At 44.4% G+C, this 17,692-nt stretch carries 13 protein-coding genes; 3 read left to right on the forward strand and 10 right to left on the reverse strand.

The features are described 5' to 3' along the window. Nucleotides 1–139 precede the first annotated feature (139 nt). Nucleotides 140–1,582, reverse strand: coding sequence for a glycogen synthase GlgA (gene glgA, locus NLBNIHML_RS04640; RefSeq protein ID WP_494353882.1), 1,443 nt, complete (start codon nucleotides 1,580–1,582; stop codon nucleotides 140–142). After that, nucleotides 1,579–3,498: a 1,4-alpha-glucan branching protein GlgB gene (gene glgB, locus NLBNIHML_RS04645; RefSeq protein WP_494354671.1), complete on the reverse strand. Its 1,920-nt coding sequence runs from the start codon at nucleotides 3,496–3,498 to the stop codon at nucleotides 1,579–1,581. The genes glgA and glgB overlap by 4 nt, the downstream gene beginning before the upstream one ends. 280 nt (nucleotides 3,499–3,778) lie before the next feature. Here glgB and NLBNIHML_RS04650 point away from each other — a divergent pair, with 280 nt between their 5' ends. Then, nucleotides 3,779–5,005 carry a glucose-1-phosphate adenylyltransferase gene (locus NLBNIHML_RS04650; RefSeq protein WP_339234441.1) on the forward strand — a complete coding sequence of 409 codons (1,227 nt, stop codon included), beginning with the start codon at nucleotides 3,779–3,781 and terminating at the stop codon, nucleotides 5,003–5,005. Between the two features lie 107 nt (nucleotides 5,006–5,112). Here NLBNIHML_RS04650 and NLBNIHML_RS04655 read toward each other — a convergent pair whose 3' ends face one another. The 5 genes from NLBNIHML_RS04655 to NLBNIHML_RS04675 all read right to left on the reverse strand — a co-directional run bounded on the left by NLBNIHML_RS04655 (nucleotide 5,113) and on the right by NLBNIHML_RS04675 (nucleotide 10,641). Further along, nucleotides 5,113–6,612, reverse strand: a complete 1,500-nt coding sequence (locus NLBNIHML_RS04655; protein WP_494353883.1) for a sensor histidine kinase — start codon at nucleotides 6,610–6,612, stop codon at nucleotides 5,113–5,115. After that, complete coding sequence (locus NLBNIHML_RS04660; protein ID WP_017688086.1) at nucleotides 6,609–7,307, reverse strand: response regulator transcription factor; 699 nt, start codon at nucleotides 7,305–7,307, stop codon at nucleotides 6,609–6,611. The genes NLBNIHML_RS04655 and NLBNIHML_RS04660 overlap by 4 nt, the downstream gene beginning before the upstream one ends. Next, nucleotides 7,300–8,619, reverse strand: coding sequence for a hypothetical protein (locus NLBNIHML_RS04665; protein WP_494353884.1), 1,320 nt, complete (start codon nucleotides 8,617–8,619; stop codon nucleotides 7,300–7,302). Before NLBNIHML_RS04665 ends, NLBNIHML_RS04660 begins: the two co-directional genes overlap by 8 nt. A 22-nt stretch (nucleotides 8,620–8,641) precedes the next feature. Beyond that, nucleotides 8,642–9,367, reverse strand: a complete 726-nt coding sequence (locus tag NLBNIHML_RS04670; protein WP_036613671.1) for a phosphonate ABC transporter ATP-binding protein — start codon at nucleotides 9,365–9,367, stop codon at nucleotides 8,642–8,644. Between the two features lie 83 nt (nucleotides 9,368–9,450). Beyond that, nucleotides 9,451–10,641 (reverse strand): MFS transporter, encoded by a 1,191-nt coding sequence (locus tag NLBNIHML_RS04675; protein ID WP_339234451.1) that lies wholly within the window; start codon nucleotides 10,639–10,641, stop codon nucleotides 9,451–9,453. A 208-nt stretch (nucleotides 10,642–10,849) separates the two neighbouring features. On the opposite strand from NLBNIHML_RS04675, the gene NLBNIHML_RS04680 reads away from it, so the two are divergent. Next, nucleotides 10,850–11,770 carry an ArsR/SmtB family transcription factor gene (locus NLBNIHML_RS04680; protein ID WP_494353885.1) on the forward strand — a complete coding sequence of 307 codons (921 nt, stop codon included), beginning with the start codon at nucleotides 10,850–10,852 and terminating at the stop codon, nucleotides 11,768–11,770. A gap of 49 nt (nucleotides 11,771–11,819) precedes the next feature. Then, nucleotides 11,820–12,584, forward strand: a complete 765-nt coding sequence (locus tag NLBNIHML_RS04685; RefSeq protein WP_339234454.1) for an HAD family hydrolase — start codon at nucleotides 11,820–11,822, stop codon at nucleotides 12,582–12,584. 28 nt (nucleotides 12,585–12,612) lie between these two features. Here NLBNIHML_RS04685 and NLBNIHML_RS04690 read toward each other — a convergent pair whose 3' ends face one another. From NLBNIHML_RS04690 to NLBNIHML_RS04700, 3 genes are all read right to left on the reverse strand, one after another. Then, a complete protein-coding gene (locus NLBNIHML_RS04690; RefSeq protein ID WP_494353886.1) occupies nucleotides 12,613–14,952 on the reverse strand; it encodes a type IA DNA topoisomerase in 2,340 nt (779 codons plus the stop codon). Between the two features lie 125 nt (nucleotides 14,953–15,077). Further along, a complete protein-coding gene (fur, locus tag NLBNIHML_RS04695; protein ID WP_339255825.1) occupies nucleotides 15,078–15,569 on the reverse strand; it encodes a ferric iron uptake transcriptional regulator in 492 nt (163 codons plus the stop codon). Between the two features lie 231 nt (nucleotides 15,570–15,800). Next, nucleotides 15,801–17,288, reverse strand: coding sequence for a glutamate synthase subunit beta (locus tag NLBNIHML_RS04700; RefSeq protein ID WP_339255827.1), 1,488 nt, complete (start codon nucleotides 17,286–17,288; stop codon nucleotides 15,801–15,803). Nucleotides 17,289–17,692: the final 404 nt, after the last annotated feature.

The following is a 17,692-nucleotide window of genomic DNA, read 5'->3' on the forward strand; positions in this document are numbered from 1 at the left end:
TTCAAACAGTCATATAAAAAAAGAGAAAACACTACCACTGTCTCAGATGTTGACTTTCATTCTGAACTTTGGAAGTGTTTTTGTTTATTAGTTTAAAAAAAGCCACAGCATGATATGCTGCGACTCATTCAGGATTACATCAGTTTACAGGCTCATGTGTGATCCGGCGATATATGTCCATATATTCTTCAGCTGAGACGTTCCAACTGTATTCCCCGCTCATTGCATTTTTCACAATCTTCTTCCAATGTTCTGGCTGTTTGTAGATTTCCTCGGCACGTCGAATGGTATTCATCATGTCATGTGCATTAAAGCTAGTGAATGAGAATCCATTCCCTTCTCCAGTATACTCATTGTATGCCTGCACAGTATCATTCAGCCCCCCTGTTTCCCTTACCAGAGGCACACTCCCATACCGCAGAGCCAGTAACTGACTAATACCACATGGTTCGAACCTCGATGGCATCAGGAAGATATCACTCCCTGCATAGAAGCGGCGGGATAACCCATCGTTAAACGTGATCTGGGCAGACATTTTGAGCGGATAACGATTAGCGGCTTCACGGAACCAGTGTTCATACGTTGGCTCTCCTGTTCCCAGTACAGCGAATTGAATGTCATCATAGTACAACAATTCATCCAGGATACGGCAGACCAGATCAAGCCCCTTTGAGTCCACGAGCCTTGTCACCATCACCATGAGAGGTACATCGGGACGAACTGGAAGTCCAAGTTCCTTTTGCAGCTCAATTTTGTTCTCCGTTTTCTTGGACAGACTTGTTCTGTATTTTACTGGAATTTTAGTATCCGTTGCCGGGTTGTAGCTCTTGGTATCAATCCCGTTCACAATCCCGCTGAAACGATCTCCAAGTGAGTTTAGCAGTCCGTCCAATCCGTATCCATAATAAGAGGTTTGCACCTCCTGAGCATATGTTGGGCTCACAGTTGTCACATGGTCAGCATACACAATTCCTGCTTTCAGGAAATTGACATTACCATAATATTCGGCTCCATCTACGGTGAAATATCGATCGTCCAACTCAAGGATTTCACTGAATAACTCATGCGGGAATACCCCTTGGTACAACAAGTTATGTATGGTGAATACCGTACGAATATCACTGTAGAATGAATCATGTTTGTAATGGGCTTCAAGTACCAAAGGAATCATTCCTGCATGCCAGTCATGACTGTGCAGCACGTCAGGTTTGAACTCAATCTGTGGCAACACTTCGAGAACTGCACGGTTGAAGAAGGCGAAACGCTCGCCGTCATCCATATACCCGTACACTCCATCACGACCAAAATAATACTCATTATCCACAAAATAAACTGGAATTCCATCATAAACCAGCATTTCTATCCCACAATAAGGTCTGCGCCAACCAAGAGGCACATCAGTTGTGATGACTGGTTGCAATGCCTCTTTATATTCATCAGGAATCCCTTTGTATTTAGGCATAATCACCCGCACGTCTGCCCCGTTCTTCTTTAATGCGAAAGGGAGTGCACCGATTACGTCAGCAAGGCCACCTGTTTTGATAAATGGATGTACTTCAGCAGCAGCAAATAAAATATTCATGCCTTTGTCCTCCTCTTCGGCTTTAGCGTGTTGTTTTCTTTCTTATTTTTCGTTGTTGAACTGACGGAAGTAATACTCGCAGGCGATTCATCCGTTTTCCGACGCGTGTTCTTTTTTAGAATCACAATGCTCAGCGGAGGCAAAACTAATTCAAGACTATGCGGATGCCCATGAAAAGGAATCTTTTCGGTAGGCAGTTGCATATCATTAGTAATGCCTGAACCGCCGTAGACGGAATGGTCACTGTTCAGAACTTCGGTATACATACCGGGACGCATGACACCAATCCGGTAACGCTCCCGCTTGACCGGCTGAAAGTTTATGAGCACAAGGAGTGTATCCGCAGGTTTTTTTCCTTTGCGTACATATGAAATGACACTCTGGTCCTGATCATCCGGAGTGATCCATTCATAACCGTCCAAGGAATGATCAAGCTCCCACAAAGCTTTTTCGCTCAAGTACAGGTTAGACAGCTCACGCTCAAACTGATGTAAATTGCGGTGACTGTCATAATCCAGCAAGAACCAGTCCAGTTGATCCTCATCTTTCCATTCAATGAACTGGCCGAATTCTCCACCCATAAACAACAGCTTTTTCCCTGGGAAAGTCATAAAATAGCCCAGAAAAGCACGCATGCCAGCAAATTTCTGCTCATAGGTTCCTGGCATCTTGTCGAGGAGCGACTTTTTGCCATGAACAACCTCGTCATGAGACAGAGGAAGCACATAATTTTCAGCAAAGGAGTATACGACCGGGAAAGTCAGCAAATGATGTTTGGAAGGACGTTCATGAAAATCAGATTCCATGTAATCAAGCGTGTCATTCATCCAGCCCATGTTCCATTTGTAGTTAAAGCCCAGACCACCTTCATGTACTGGTAAAGTCACCATTGGCCATGCACTTGATTCTTCAGCCATCATCAATGCATAAGGGAAATACTTAAACACCGTCTCATTTAGCTGCTGTAAGAAAGCTACAGCCTCTTTGTTTTCAAGACCACCTTCATCATTGGTACGATATTGTCCTGGCTGCTTCTCAAAATCAAGCCGAAGCATACTCGTAACTGCATCAACACGGAGTCCGTCAAAATGATACATCTCCATCCAATATAATGCATTGGAGATCAGAAATGAACGAATTTCAGGTTTCGAGTAGTCAAAGCTGAGTGTCCCCCAACCCGGCTTCTCCGCTAACATCGGATCTGCATACTCATACAAAGGCGTACCATCAAACATACGCAGCCCATGAGCGTCTTTGGCAAAATGTGCAGGAACCCAATCCAGCAATACGCCAATCCCAGCCTGATGTAATGTATCCACCAGGTACATCAGATCTTTCGGATGCCCATAACGACTGGTTGGCGCGTAAAATCCTGTGTTTTGGTATCCCCACGAAAGGTCGTATGGATGTTCACTGAGGGGCATCATTTCAACATGTGTATATTTCATTTCTAATAAGTAAGGAACAAGTAAATCAGCCATCTCGCGATAATTATAGAGGCTTCCGTCTTCTTTTCGCCTCCAGGTTCCCATATGCATTTCGTAAATATGTAGAGGTTTGTTATACATGGCGCGTTGTTTGCGTCTCCAGGCTCCATCATTCCATTTATACCCTTCGATTGAACTGGTGACAGAAGCTGTCTGAGGTCGAACCTCTGCTTGAAACGCGTATGGGTCCGCTTTGAGCAATTCTGTGCCATCTTCCGTTAGTATTCGGAACTTGTATAAAGTTCCTTCACTGATTTCCGGAAAAAAACGACTCCAAAATCCTGATTCGGGTATCTTATATAAAGGTTCCTTTTCGCCTTTCCATTCATTGCGGTCCAGAGCCAGTCCTACTTCTGCGGCATTTGGTGCCCATACGGTAAAGCGATACCCTTGAAGGCCATCGCAAGTCTCAGGCTGCGCGCCCAACATTCGATAACTGTGATGAAGGTTTCCTTCATGAAATAAATAAATATGCTCCGGCAAAATATCCGGATGTGCTAACGGTTGAATGGCCAAGAGATCACCTTCTTCTCAAGAAAATAGATATAACAGTTACCATTACCCCATTCTAGCCAAGTTGAAAAGAAAAATGCGGTGCTTTAGAAAATGTTGTATTTTTTCTGAATTTTTACAGCAACAATAGTTTCAATTGCTCTACTTTGCGTTAATGATGTACTACAATGCACAATATTTTGGGAGGGAAACGATTATGTTTAATAAAGATTGCATCGCTATGCTGTTGGCGGGAGGAGAAGGGAAGCGATTAGCCCCTTTAACCTCGAGTATCGCAAAACCCGCTGTACCGTTTGGCGGGCACTACCGGATCATCGATTTTCCTCTCAGTAACTGCGTAAACTCAGGGATCGATACTGTAGGAGTATTGACGCAGTACCAAGCGGAATCGTTACATGATCATATTGGTGGAGGAGAACCATGGGGACATGGCAACTCAAATGAGGCAGGAATTTCCTTACTTCCATCTTATCATACAGGAAATGACGAATACTTGGGAACGGCGGATGCTATTTATAAAAATATTGACTATATTGATCAACAAAACCCCGAAAATGTTCTAATTTTGTCGGGTGACCATATTTATCATATGAATTATCGTGATATGTTGGAGGCTCATCAGGCCAATAATGCCGCAGCAACGATTTCAGTTATGGAAGTTCCTTGGGACGAAGCACATCGTTTTGGCATTATGGCTGCCGATGCTGATCTGCGTGTAACAGAATTTGCCGAGAAGCCGGCTGAACCAAAAAGTAATCTGGCTTCAATGGGCATTTACATGTTCAAATGGGAGTACTTGAAGCGCCATCTATTGGAAGATGCTGCTAACCCTGAGTCCAGCCATGACTTCGGTAAAGATGTTATTCCACAGATGTTGAACGAAAACAATCCCCTTTTTGTCTATAACTTTAATGGGTATTGGAAAGATGTCGGTACAGTTAAGAGTCTGTGGGATGCCCATATGGACCTGCTCTACAACGATGAGAACTGGAGTCTGCAAAAAGAAAACTGGCCGATGTTTACTCGCGGCTGGCGTTCCAAGCCAAGTGCTTACAAAGCCAGAAATGCGAAGATCGAACAGTTAGCTTCCATGATTCATGACTCTTGTGCCATCGAAGGTCGTGCAGAACGTTCCGTTATCTTCTGCGGCGCTGAAGTAGGTAAAGGCTCTGAGGTTAAAGACAGTGTCGTTATGCCTAACGCACGTATAGGCCGTGGGGTTCACATCGAACGCGCCATCATCGGTGAAGGTGCAATTATCAAAGACGGTGCAATTGTGAAGGGTACAGCGGATGAAATTGTTGTCGTTGGACCTAACGAGGTCGTCTCTGCCAAACCGGCTGTCCGTACGCAACCCGTTCGTATGTTGAAAGAAGTATATGAGAAAAGTGGGCGCTTGCGCGCTGGTGAACTTTCTTCCTAATGAAATAAACATTATACAAAAAGGCGAGCCTTGTATGGCTCGCCTTTTTGATATTGATATGAATATTGTGAAGCAGACCTGGTCGGTGATCGCAAATGGATTCAAGCTTAAGACTTTTCCTGATCCAATTTTACATCACTTGCTGCTCGTTCTTGAGGCAATGCATGATCACCAGACTGCGTTACAGATTCTTCTGTACCCGTCTCATCAGCCACAGCCGGTAACGTCACCGTAACGATTGTACCCGATCCAAGTTCACTCTGCATCGTAATTGTTCCCTCATGCAGTTCAACCAGTTCTTGCGTAATCGCAAGTCCCAGTCCCGTTCCCCCATTTTGATGATTGACCTGGAAGAAGCGATCCCGTACTTTGATCAGGTGTTCTTCACTAATTCCGATACCGGTGTCTTGAACCGCTGCAATAATCTGACCATTCTCTTCTTTAACAGACAAGAAAATCCAGGAATTCTCATGTGAAAATTTGATCGCATTATCTACAATGTTTAAAAAGACTTGTTTCAGTCGATTGCCGTCTCCATGGACATTATAAGCTCGAGTCTCGTCTGTTTCCAGCTTCAGATGAACCTGTTTTTGTTCCGCTTTGGCCCAGACATTCAACATCGTTTCCTGCACAATCTCACGTATGTTGACCGTTCCTTTAACCAGCTTCATCTGATTCTGCTGCAATTTGGAGAAATCCAGCATCTCTTCGACCAGTCCAATCAATCGTTCGGTTTCTTTGGAAATGATACCCATGCCGATACGGGTTTCTTCCGGATCATAACCGCCTGAGTCCAGTGTCTCGCTCCAGCCCTTGATACTGGTCAGCGGTGTTCTTAATTCATGGGAGATCGACGAGATAAAATCATCCTTGATCTGATTGCTGCGCACAATCTCATGTGCCATGAAATTAAGTGTTGATGCCAATTCGCCCAGTTCGTGCTTGTAATTCCCCTTTACCCTGACATCCAGCCGTCCTCTGGCCATTTGGGCAGAGACTGCGGTGATGTTGTTGATTGGACGTACAATGGAATTCGCCATCCCAATACTAATGATCAAAACAAGAGTAAGCACAGCAGCACCTACAGCAGCAGCTAGCAGCCCCATTACTAGCAATTTAGAGTTGACTAGATCAAGGGATGTCAAATATCTTACAACGTAAGTATTCTCGCCTCCTAGATCAAGTTTATGAGCAACAGCCATCACTTGTTCTCCAGTAATAGGTTGTCTCCCGACCCAACGACCTATATTTCCATTCATCGCCTGTGATATATCACTGGTCTGAAGAACAGCATGTTCTGACTCGAATGCCGTGGAACTTGCCAATACTCTTCCGTTCAAATCAAGAATTTGCAACTCAGTATTATCAAGTTGAAGATTCACAAGCAAATAAGATAGATTATTGCCATCTTCTGCTCCATTCACAAGTGACAAAGGTTCTTTAAAATCATTCGTCATCGTAATCCGCTGATTTATAGTGTTATAAATGCTCTCATAGTAGTATCTTTGCACTGCAAGCATAAATATAAATTCAACCAGCAACAGAGCCAGAAAAACTACGATAAAGTAGTGTAAAACGATCTGTCGCGTAATGCCTTTTTTAATCATTGCTCCCGGCCCTTCCATTTGTACCCGTGACCCCATACAGTCTGCAGGTATTCGGGCTCGGAAGGATTGTTCTCAATTTTTTGACGCAAACGACGAATGTTAACATCCACAATTTTGGGATCACCCATGTACTCTTTTCCCCATACATGATCTAACAATACATCGCGGCTGAGCGGTGTATTCTCTTTTTCCAGGAAAAACTGAATCAGGGAAAACTCCGTTGGAGTCAGCTCAATGGCTTCATTCTGTTTCTTAAATTGCTTCGAAATGAGGTCCAGCGAAAATGGTCCGGACTGGAACGTAACCTTCGCCGCAGTTTCCCGATGCACGTTCACACGGCGTAATAACGACTGAATACGTGCAATCAACTCTGTTGGGCTGAAAGGCTTGCTTACGTGATCATCTGCACCAACAGAGAGTGCGTACACTTTATCCTGTTCCTGAACTTTCGCGGTCAAAAAGATGATGCCCAGACGTTCATTCGTTTCACGGATCCGTCGACACACCTCGAATCCATCAATACCTGGTACCATGACATCCAGCAGAGCCAGATCAATATCAGGTACCGTTTGCAGTATCCTTAGCGCTTCATGCCCATCTCCAGCTTCAAGCACTTCAAAACCGTTCCTTTTCAAATTGATTACAATAAAACTGCGGATGGATTCCTCATCCTCAAGAATAAGTACTTTACTCATTAAGTTCTTCCTTTCTATTTGTCTGCGATAAATTCTCTAGCAGTCCAGGATTTGTGTCGAGTTGGGAACCACGTGAAGCAATAATATGATCATTGTTCCGTGTGATTTCTTTCCAGCTATTCCCCTTCTCCTGTTCCCACTGTGAAAGTGTGAAATATTTAATTTCACCAACCGTTTCATCGCTGTCAATCTTTTTAAAACGAATATACTTTTCTTTTTCCGATTTAGTATCAATAGTTATTTTTCCATACCAATTCGCTTTGAGGTTTAGATGGAATGAATTTGCATCGTCTCGATACTGAAAAGAGACGAATTTCTTGCCGTCTTTTCCATCCCATTGGTAAAACGTATAGAACCACATTCGCTCATCAAAAACATAATGCTCCCATCCCTTAGGTGTTTCTTTTAATCCAAACTCAATAATATCATCATTGTTAACATCACTACTTAAAATTTTGTCATCTCTATACGTTTGATCGGGTGATTTAAAAGCATTTATCAATTTATCGTCTTTTACATACACGATCTGCGAAAAAGTACTTCGATCGTCTAACTCAGCGTCCAATACAATTCCCATTTTGTTCTCAGCGATCTGTCCGCCAAGTGCACTATATATTTCCTTAACCGTATAGTCAGTCTGCATACGATCCACTTCTTTAAAACTACCTTCATTAAATTGATACAAGGCAACTGTAGCAAAACCACTCGTATTTAAAGTCACTATTACAAAATCACTTTCTTTATCCCCATTTAAATCCAGCGCGTTTCCTTGAATGTCATCAATAATAAATTGATTGTAGGGGACACCACCCATTACCTGTTCAAGGGCGCCTCCTTTATAGGAGTATGCCATTAAGGCTTTTTGCGCTTCAACACTTACCCCCAGAACAATATCCGGATTTCCGTCATTTGTAATATCCAATAATTTAAACGATTGCAAGCTATTACCCGGAACATCAAATGTAAGTTTTTTCACCCATGTATCACCCTGTTCCTCTAAAAGCATTCCATGAATTCGTACATTCTCATTAGGGGTTTCATAGAAAACAATAGCCTCACGAGTACCATCACCATTCAAATCAGCAACACGAATCATGCTTGTATTATTCAGATCTTTAGGCCTGATTAGCTTACTCTCCGGTGGTTGTTCCTTCTGTACAATCGTATATAATTTCTCCTTATCCATGGACATCATAGGTTGCTTCATCAGAAGCTTGGGGTCACTTATGACTGTGCATCCGCTCAGAACAGAACCAAGCATAATTGCCATAGTTCCTGCTGCAATGAAGCGTCCCCACCGTGAATTAAACAATCTCATCACTCTTTTCAATAGTTTAAATCTGGTTTTTTTCTTGCTGCGTCAGTCTCCGCCCACGAATATCAAAAGCAATCTTGCCTTCTGCCAATCCCCAGATCCGCGTGGCATGTTTCTCAGCAAGCTCAATAGGTAGTACTGCAATGACTGTAGCACGTTCTTCTTCACATAATTTGCGCAACGTTTCCAGCACCGAATCTGCCGTGTGAGGGTCAAGACCAATCACAGGTTCGTCGGCCAGAACCACTTTGGCACCATGAGCAAGTGCTCTTGCAATGGCAACACGCTGCTTCTCGCCACCACTAAGCTTTTCTGCGATTTGATGTGCCTTATCGAGTAATCCCAATCCTTCGAGATAATCCATAGCACCCATATAATCATCGGAACGTACCATACCGGTCACCATTCTCCATACGGGAGTCTGACCCGATCGCCCGATTAATACATTTTTAAGAGCTGTACGTCTGGGGAATAACTCAGGATTCTGCTCCAAGTATGCCCATTCCCGTTTGATTTTCCGTTTTCCGGACCAGCCTTCTTTCAAGATCTCGGCACCATCCACCGTGAATCGGCCAGAATCCCATTTTTCCATCATGGCCAAACATTTAAGCAACATGCTCTTACCGCTGCCGCTTGAACCAACGACAGCAATCATCTCACCTTGTTGCATATCAAATCGAATATCCCGCAGAACGGGAACGCGGTCCACGCCAACGGATTTACTCAAGTTCTCTACTCTGATCATCGCGATGTCTCCTCTTGTCCATGTTTTTCCCTACCACTAGTGTACTCGGAAATGGACATCAATTTCCATGCGAACACCAGCTTCTATTTTAACACAGATTCGAACTCAGGTTTACGACGAAATAATATACCTGCCACACCAAAAAGAAGGTACATGATTCCAAGCAGTGTGAACATACTTCCGGGTGAGATCCAGTTGATCATCTGACCACCCAGATTCGGTCCGATAATGCTTCCAATCGTGAAATGAAAGGATGCCACCACGTTGGCTGCGGGCAGCAACACTTTAGGCAAAATGTCTGCGGCATAGGCCAAGCCCAATGAGAAAAAGGAACCGACCAGACCACCTGCGATCGTTAACAATACAAGTGTCCACCAGAAGTGCGTACCTGCAACAGGAACCAGCATGAATACAATCCCCCCACTGATGCCCGCAAACATCAATATCTTCTTACGCCCATATCGGTCACTCAACATTCCGAGGGGCAATTGAAGGAACAAACCTCCAATACCGATAAATGGAAGCAACGATGAAATCTGATTGGTATCGAATCCAATCCGAAGGCCGTACACGGGGAAGTTGCTATTCATACCGGCCTCCATATATCCGTATAAGAGTGCTGGTAAAAGTGCATACCAGGCCCATGCCAGACTGCGACGGAAGCGACGTTCCGGCAGTTGGCCATGCTCTGCTTTTTCCGGTTTCGTATCCGGAAGCTTCATTAATACTAGGATAAGTACTGCTGCAATACAGATGAACAAGACCCAGAAAGGGACAGCATCACCGAAGCCAAGCAGCTTTATTCCGAGAGGACCAATACTGAATCCGAGACCGTAGGACATGCCATATAACGATATGTAACGTCCACGCTTTTCAGGTGCAGTAACAAGCAGCACCCAGAGCTGGGCCGCATAATGTAGTGCGCTATCTCCTATTCCAACGACCAGACGTAAAATGAACCATATTTTAATATCCGGTAAATAAGGAAACAGGATCAAAGGAACCATGACCAATAACAGGCCGCCTACAATCAGCTTTTTGAACCCCAATGCACCCAGTAGTCGCTCCGCAACTAACGTCATGGCAAATGAACCAACATACAAGGCGGCAGCGTTTAATCCGTTTAAACCTGGTGAAACCCCTTTTTGCTCCAAAAAAATCGAAAGCACAGGAAGCAAAAGCCCCTGACTTATGCCCGCCACCACAATAACCGTAATCAGAATCAGATAATTGGCTGTCGAGTGTGATCGTTTGGGACGAGTAATCGATGACACGAATTCATTCCTCCTGCAAGCACACAAAGAAAAATCGCCATCGCTGACGACTTTCGTATGTTATACATATGGTTTTAAACTGCTATTCATGGACCAGGGCTTTGCCCCGGACTTGAACATTATAGTGGACAACGCCCTGCAAAACAAGCCATAATAGTAGTTAAGTCGCTGCGTACATTTAGATGTGACGGGAGGATTCTGCAACATTATGGCTTATCATGTGAAAATTGATGTTTCACCGATATATGAAATGCTTAACAGCTTTCTGGTTTATGTCACGAAAAAATGGATTCAGCATCTGGATATTGGTCCTGAATGGATTCTGGAAGTGGAAGGCAAACTAAGTTCCAATGTACGAGCTGCGCTCGCACCTGCTGCCACTTGGCCTTTTGATGATTTTGATGTTTTGTTTGCATGGGCAGCATATCAAAATGATACATCAGAGAATCGTGATTTCCTGGACATGCTTGCCGGAATGACAGCGAAAGACCTATATGCACGTGTGTCTCCTCTTCTGCCCGCACTTACAATAGAAGAATCTACACGCATTCGGAACAGTTATGTCCCATTATTGCGACTATGGGATGAACACTACTGCCAGAATATGAGCGAAGATCAGCGTGTATGGCTGGAAGAAGATGCCGAGGAAAAACGCATTTTGCTTGATAAAATGGGCTCTGAACTGCTTATTGAATATGCTACAGCGGGCGTTCTTGTTGAACCGATGCCTGGACTGAACGAAGTTATCCTGTTTCCAACGGTGCACAATCGCCCTATTAATATGTACTGCTTCTATGAGGGAATGATGATTATGCAGTATCCGGTAGATGCACCTGAAGAAAATGAAGATCAGCCGCCAACATGCCTTTTACGATTCACCCATGCACTGGCTGATCCCGAAAGACTTCGCCTGCTTCGTTACGTATCGGATGAACCCAAGTCTCTCGCTGAGATGTGTGAAGAATTGGGCAAAGACGAAGATACGGTCAAAGATCAGGTGATGGCGCTGCGCATCGCAGGTCTGCTGCGAACTCATCTGCTCGGAAGCAACCGTAAAGAGAAATACAGTATTCGCCCAGATGGCGTATCTGAATTGAATATGTTTCTGGAATCTTACATTCGCATATAATTCATTTGACCCAATGTGGAGTTGCTGGCTACAAGGAGTGAGTTAGATCATGAAATTAATGAAACAACATATTTTGTTTGACCTTGATGATACACTCGTATACTGCAATAAATATTTCAACCTGATTTTGGGAGAATTCTTTGAGAATATGCAGGAGTGGTTTGATGGACATTCTTTGACAACGCAAGAGATCCGTGAGAAACAGCTGGAGATCGATGTAACCGGAGTGGACAAGCTTGGCTTTGCAAGTCACCATTTCCCGCAATCCCTGATTGATACCTATCGTTACTTTTCTGGGAAGTTTGCCAGATCAACTTCTCCCAGAGAAGAATCTTATCTGAGCAAATTGGGTATGAGCGTGTACGAACAGGAAGTTGAACCCTATCCTCATATGGTTGAAACGCTTGAGAACCTCAAAGGCGCAGGACATTCCCTCTACTTATATACCGGCGGCGAAACTGTGATCCAGCAGCGTAAGATTGATCAGATGAAACTCTCGGCGTATTTTGATGATCGGATCTATATCCGACAACACAAAAACATAGAGGCACTGGAAGGCATTCTGTCTAACGGTCCGTTTGATCGTCGTGCGACATGGATGATTGGCAACTCACTGCGGACAGACATTATGCCCGCGGTAAAAGCCGGAATACACAGCATATATATCAAACAACCAAATGAATGGCAATACAACATCGTAGAACTTCAACCCAATCCGGAAACATCGATGTATACCATCACTGCACTGGAAGAGGTACCCAAAGTCATACACGAAAATATACAACAGCAGCAACAAAAAAGGACCCTTGGATAAGGGTCCTTTTACTTTATCATGACTAACATCAAGCATCCTGTTTCTCACCAGATAACTTGCCTGTTACCACGTCTTGCAAAATAATACGTGCCTTCACGGTACTCCCGTCTTTTCGTTTGAACGATAGGACCTGGGTACTCCCCTTCTCAATCAGCGATTTTAACATCGTACTGGTGATTTTCTTGCCCGCATACTCTTTCCATACCACAAACGAACAGCCTTCCTTGAAACGTGAGCATCCATAACCCTTCTTGCCCTCTATAATCTGACCTGTACAGCCGGGAGAAGGACAAGGTGCCAGTAACTCTCTCACTCCGGTTGGGCTCGCAGTGGAAGATGGCGCCTTGTTGGTGGTGCTTTTCGCACTGCCGGCTCTCGATGAAGATGCCGAAGTCTGACGGGACGTTTTTACAGTTGAACCGCCACTAGCTGTCTTGGCTGATGTCCTTGTATTACCTGCCTGGGTTCTGGCTCCCTTGCCTTTCCCCCTGCCTGCACGCGAATCTTCTCCAAAAGCATCTGCCGGCGCCGGAGCTTGCACACGCACTTTCTCAATGATGGACAACGTAAATTTCTTAACGTTCTCCATGAACTTGTCCTGCCCCGCCTCACCTTTGGAAATCTGATATAATCTTCTTTCCCATTGGCCTGTCATCTCGGGTGAGGTTAACAGATCTACGCCTGCTCGGCGAATCAATTCGATAGCCGTTCTTCCTTTGAGCGTTAACTGCATTTTTTTCCCCTGCATCGTAATGTAACCTACGTTTTTGAGGCGCTCAATTGTAGCAGCACGTGTAGCCGGAGTACCCAAACCACTGTCTTTCATCGCATCTCGCAGCTCTTCATTCTCGATCTGTTTGCCTGCACTTTCCATCGCTTTTAGCAATGTTCCCTCGGTATAACTTTTGGGAGGCTGGGTCGCCTTCTCTTTGAACTCACTCTTTGTACATTGAACAGGCAATTCAGGTTGTACGCTAAATGCCTTGTCCGTCCACTCTTCAGCTTCCTCTTCTTCATTGCCGTTTTTCTTGGTCTTCTTCTTGCCTGCCCCGCCCTGTTCCTGATCTCCGGAACCGAGAACCACTTTCCATCCGAGGGACAGCAGCTCTTTGACAGATGTCTTAAACTGATGTTTCTCCACTTCGGTGAGCACGGTATGTTGCTTATACTCCGCTGGAGGATAAAAGTGAGACAAGAAACGTCTTACTATCAAATCATAGATGTTCTGTTCATCCTTGGATAAGGTACCTGGTCGCTTCAAAGTAGGTAAGATTGCATGGTGATCTTCAACCCTGCTCGGATTACATACCCCTTTATTATTCTTATGAACAAGCTCTGGTTTAGCCCCTTGCGCAAGCTCACTATAGGCACCATTTTTAAGCAGGTTTAGCGTTTTGTGCATACCTTCAATATTCTGTTCCGTAACATAGTTGGAGTTCGTCCGCGGATACGAAATTACCTTGTGTTTTTCATACAAGGCCTGCGCGATATCCAGTGTTTTTTTGGCACCATATCCGAATTTGGCATTGGCTTCACGCTGTAAAAGGGTCAGGTCATACAAACGATACGGATACTCCTTCGTCTGCTTCGCTTCATATTTGGTAATCTGCCCTCTCTTGCCCTTCACACTCGTTGCAATGGCCTCTGCTGCCTCCGCATCTGTCAACTTATCTCCTTGACGCAGTCCCCGGTACTCGACACCTTCCTGCCGAAACCAGGCGGCCACTTCATAAAAGGTCTGCGACTGGAACGCTTCAATCTCTATTTCCCGATCGTAGATTAGCGCAAGTACCGGCGTCTGCACACGGCCTACAGACAACAATGCATTATGACGGGTTGTAAATGCCCGTGAGGCATTCATACCAATCAGCCAATCGGCTTCACTTCTGGCGCGAGCAGCATGGGTCAAATTTTCAAATTCAGAGGCATCCTTCAGCCCATCAAAACCACGTCTAATGCTCTCTGCTGTCAAATCCGATATCCATAAACGCTTTACAGGCTGACGCAGCTTCAATTGCTGTTGTATAAGAGCGAAGATGTACTGCCCTTCTCTCCCTGCATCGCAAGCATTAACGATCGCTGAAGCCCGTTTCGCCAGTTCTCCAATCATTTTGAGCTGATCTTTCGTTCTCGGATTGGGTACAATCTTGAACTGATCGGGTATGATCGGCAGATCCGCTATATTCCAACGCTTGTACTTCGTATCATAGGCATCCGGTTCAGCCAGTCCAAGCAAATGCCCTATCGCCCATGTGATGATGTAATGCTCACCCTCCAGATAGGTGCGATTGTTCTTGGCCTTTGGTTCTATGACGGCGGCAATGGTTCGACCCATGTCGGGTTTTTCCGCTATAACCAGTGTCTTCATCCGTCCATCTCTCCTCCTTCACCGTCCGCATGACGGCAAAAAGGGGCCTTCCGCCGACGGAAGCCCCTTGCTTCTGATACATATTATATCAGATTTTGGATTCGGGAGCACCCTCCCAGAATGAATTAAACTGCAGCCTGTTCTTTCAGTACATGTTTTTGTCTGCACTCTTTGCATACACCTTGGAAATCCAGACGATGATCCGTGACAGCAAAGCCATACTGACGCTCTATCTGTTGTTCCAAACGAAGCAGACCATCTTCCATGATCTCTTCTACTTTCCCACATTCGGTACAGATCAAGTGATGGTGATGATGAGAACCATCTGTACTTCGCAGATCGAAGCGCGCAGCACCATCGCCAAAGTTAATCTTTTCAACGACTTGAAGATCACTCAGCAGTTCGAGAGTTCGGTATACCGTAGCCAATCCGATCTCAGGGAACTGCTCTTTAACCAAGAGGAAAACTTCCTCTGCACTAAAATGATCCTTTTCATGTTCAAGCAACACACGTACAGTAACTTCCCGTTGTTGTGTTAACTTATATCCTTTTTCAACCAATTGATTTTTAATGTGAAATATCTGTTCTGAAATGGACTTGTCCCGGTTACTTGCCATAGCAGGTCGCACCTCCGGTTTATATTCATTGAAATTTACTTTTATCGTACGGATTCGTGGTTTCATTCAATCCTTATTTATAATTATTATAATATAATAATAAATCTTTATCACGTAAAAAGCAATGCTATTGCTCACACTTATATGAAATATGTAGTCAAATTGGTTAAAATAACAGCAAACAACCCTCGCTGATCGCGAAGGTTGTCATTAATACTCGTTCTATACTTTTTACACCAGAACCGAAGCACCCATCAAGTATTTGTCCACTTCACGAGCAGCCTCACGGCCTTCATTAATTGCCCATACAACCAAGCTTTGGCCACGACGCATGTCACCTGCTGCGAATACTTTATCCACATTGGTGTTGTATTTGCCGTAACGTGCCTTAACGTTAGTACGACGATCTGTTGCAAGACCCAGTTGCTCTACCAACGTTTGTTCCGGTCCATCAAAACCAATGGCAATCATGGCCATCTGAGCCGGGAATACACGCTCTGTACCAGGAATCGGCTGATAAATCTTGCGACCAGTTTCATCCACAATACGCTCGATCTGTACTGTATGCAATTCTTTGAGGTTCCCCTCATCGTCTCCAACAAATTTCGTTGTCATGATGGAGAATTCACGCGGATCTTGACCAAACAACGCTTTGGCTTCCTCTTGTGCATAATCAAGTGTGTATACGTTCGGGAATTGTGGCCAAGGGTTGTTAATGCGATCACGTTCCATAGGTGCTTGCGTATGCGTACCAAATTGAGTGATCGTACGACAACCATGACGCAGCGATGTAGCTACACAGTCAGATCCTGTATCACCGCCACCAATGACGATAATATCTTTGTCCTTAGCGGACAGATATTGACCATCTTCCAGATTGGAGTCCAGATAGCTCTTGATACTGCCATTCAGGAAATCCATGGCGTAATGAACGCCTTTCAAGTCGCTGCCTTCAATATTGAATTCACGCGGCTTCGTTGCACCACCGCACAATACAACAGCGTCATATTCATCCACCAGTTGTTGTGCTGCAATATCTTTACCGATCTCGGTGTTTGTAATGAATTGGATCCCTTCTGCTTCAAGCAGATCAACACGACGTTGAACGACCTTTTTATCCAATTTCATCGTTGGGATACCGTACATCAGCAATCCGCCGACACGGTCCGAACGCTCATATACGGTTACCAAATGTCCCGCTTTATTCAACTGAGCCGCAGTTGCCAAGCCAGCTGGACCTGAGCCTACCACAGCTACACGTTTACCTGTACGTTTTTCAGGAGGCTCCGGAACGACCCATCCTTCTTCGAAACCTTTTTCAATAATTGCTTCTTCAATCGTTTTGATGGTTACAGGCTGACCGATTAAGCCAACTGTACAAGATCCTTCACAAGGAGCTGGACAGATGCGACCTGTAAATTCCGGGAAATTATTAGTTTTGTGAAGGCGCTCAAGTGCTTCTCTCCACAGTCCGCGATATACAAGATTATTCCATTCCGGAATCAGGTTATGCACGGGGCAACCTGACGTGCCGCCAGTCATATCTATACCTGTATGGCAATACGGGGTACCACAATCCATGCATCGTGCACCTTGTGTTCTGAGTTCTTCTTCAGCCATGTGTTTATGAAACTCTTCCCAATCCTTGATCCGCTCCGCTGGCTCACGATCCGCTGGCAGTTGACGTTTGTATTCCATAAATCCAGTAGGTGTAGACATCTTACGTTTTCCCCCATCCGTTCTTGTCTTAATCCCTTCATGTGCATGGTTCTATATGAAATGGATTACTCATTACTTGAGTTTTTGTCTATTGTATCACAAAATCTTCTCGAAGATATTTCAATTATAGTAGCATTTACTGTGGTGAATATTAAATGGATTATCCGCATAATTATTTGTATTTTATACATCATATCTTTGAAGTCTACCTATGGTCAATACCCTTATTTTGGCGTTAAATGTGGTCTTGAACTCCGAAATCTGGTGTTTGATAAAGAGTTAATAAGTCGAAACGTCATATAAATGTTAGATAATTTGTCATGAAATTCAACATATTCTGCTAGGAATCGTTCGTATTTCCGAATTCCAGACCTCTTTTAGGGCTTCACAACGTTAAATCCCCA

Source organism: Paenibacillus sp. JNU01, from assembly GCF_059130585.1.